At 48.1% G+C, this 2,625-nt stretch carries 1 protein-coding gene; it reads left to right on the top strand.

Annotated elements, in window-relative coordinates:
- Positions 1-167 precede the first annotated feature (167 nt).
- The coding region (gene bchH, locus AC5JL3_RS01185; protein WP_496072744.1) for a magnesium chelatase subunit H at positions 168-2,625 on the top strand (2,458 nt) is incomplete at its 3' end.

Here is a 2,625-nt window from a genome sequence, read left to right as displayed (position 1 = left end):
CTCGTCCCCCTTGAGTAGTGACAACCGTACTTTATTGGTCGGATTTCTCGACATTCTTGCCGAGTTCTCTAGTCCTTAGGGACTTCCAAATAAAAAAACGTCCAACAATCTGGCTGTCAATACTATCCCTAAGATCGAGATAGGAACACTTTCACCGAGCTTGGGACATGAAACGCATCGTACTGATTGCTGGCTTTGAATCTTTCAATGCTGACTTGTACCGTAAAGCAGCGCATCTGGCAGGGCAGCGCTGTCCTGACTTGGATATTCGGGTGTTTAGCGATCGCTCCCTCACCACTGAACCCAAAGCGATACAAGAAGCACTCAAAGATGCCGATGTCTTCTTCGGCAGTCTGATATTTGATTATGACCAGGTTTTGTGGCTGCGAGACCGAGTGCAACATATTCCCATCCGCCTTGTCTTCGAGTCAGCCCTCGAATTAATGAGTCTCACTCAAATCGGTGCGTTCAAAATTGGGGATAAGCCCAAAGGTATGCCCAAGCCTGTTAAATTTATCCTCGACAAATTTAGTAATGGGCGAGAAGAAGACAAACTTGCTGGTTACATCAGCTTTTTGAAAGTTGGTTCCAAACTGCTGAAATACATTCCCGCCCGGAAAGTTCAAGACTTGCGGAACTGGCTAATTATCTACGGGTATTGGAATGCTGGCGGGACAGATAATGTCGCATCAATGTTCTGGACGCTAGCAGAAAAATACCTGGGGCTGAAGGTGGGAGAAATACCACCACCAGGGGAAACTCCCAACATGGGATTGCTGCATCCAGACTATGACGCTTACTTTGAGTCACCTCGGAAGTATCTGGACTGGTATCGCCAAGTGAAACCAGAAACTTGGCATTTGCCTGTGGTTGGAATCTTGCTTTATCGCAAGCATGTCGTTACCCAACAACCTTACATTCCTCAGCTAATTCGCCACTTTGAAAAAGCTGGATTAAGCCCTTTGCCCATTTTTATTAACGGGGTTGAAGGACATGTCGCCGTGCGGGATTGGATGACATCTACCCATGAAACGCAGAAGCGCAAGCTAGGTGATATTGAAACGCCCTCTCTCTCTACTGAATCGGTGAAGGTAGATGCAATTGTCTCTACTATCGGCTTTCCCTTGGTGGGAGGACCAGCAGGTTCGATGGAAGCAGGGCGTCAGGTGGAAGTTGCCAAACGTATTCTGAGTGCGAAGAATGTACCTTACTTCGTTGCGGCACCTCTACTGATTCAGGATATTCACTCTTGGACACGCCAAGGCATTGGGGGGTTGCAAAGTGTCGTCTTATATGGGTTACCAGAATTGGATGGGGCGATTGACCCCGTGCCTCTCGGTGGCTTGGTGGGAGAAGATATTTATCTCGTTCCTGAACGAGTGAAGCGACTGACTGGGCGCGTCAAGCACTGGATTGACCTGAGAGAGACACCTTCAGCTAATAGACGGATTGCGATTATTCTCTATAATTTCCCACCGGGATATGGGGCAACGGGAATAGCAGCGTTATTAAATGTGCCGAGATCGCTTCTCAAAGTCCTCCACGCCCTCAAAGACCAAGGCTATACCGTTGGGGAATTACCTGAAAACGGCGAAGAATTAATCCGCAGGGTGAAAGAAGCAGATGAGGCTACCCCAGAACAGCCTCTTGTGGGACAGGCGTCTCACCTGCCTTTGGGAGAGGGCGGGCAAGATGCCCACCCCACGAGAACTGTTAATGCTAAAACTTTAGAAAAATGGCTGGGTTACCTCCTCACCACACGCATCAAGAAACAGTGGAAATCCCTCACGGGTACTGGCATTAAAACCTATGGCGGTGAATTCCAAATAGGCGGCATTCAGCTAGGTAACGTCTGGATTGGTGTGCAACCTCCACTTGGTATTGCAGGTGACCCGATGCGGCTAATGTTTGAACGGGACTTAACACCTCATCCCCAGTACGCCGCTTTTTATAAATGGCTGCAAAACGACTTTCAAGCTGATGCCGTAGTTCACTTTGGAATGCACGGCACGGTCGAATGGTTACCCGGTTCTCCCCTTGGTAATACTGGCTACTCTTGGTCTGATATTCTTCTGGGAAATTTGCCCAATCTCTACATCTATGCAGCAAATAACCCCTCCGAGTCGATGCTGGCGAAACGTCGCGGCTATGGGGTACTGATTTCCCATAATGTACCTCCCTATGGTCGCGCGGGTTTGTATAAGGAATTGGTTGCACTGCGGGATTTGATTTCCGAGTATCGAGAAGACCCAGAAAAAAATTACGCCCTCAAAGAGGCAATTTGCAAGAAGATTCTGGACACAGGGTTAGATGCAGATTGTCCCTTTGAGGATGCGAAGAAGTTAGGCATTGCTTTTACTCCGGAGAATGCCCGGATGTTTAGTAATCATGCCTTTAACGGCTATTTGGTGAAGTTGTACGAGTATCTACAAGTGGTGGAATCTCGCTTATTCTCATCAGGTTTGCATACGTTGGGTGAGGTGCCTGATTCGGAACAGTTAGCGTCGTACCTCCAAGCTTATTTTGGAGAGGAGTTGCCAGAAGAATCGCTTGATTTAATCTCATCTGGCTTAGGGGCGCACGGCTGTCATTGGTGTCAACTTAAGGAAATACTGCCCCAAATAA

This window comes from Symplocastrum torsivum, from assembly GCF_059505465.1.
Note: the sequence above shows the minus strand (reverse complement) of the source record. Positions and strands in the feature narration are given on the sequence as shown.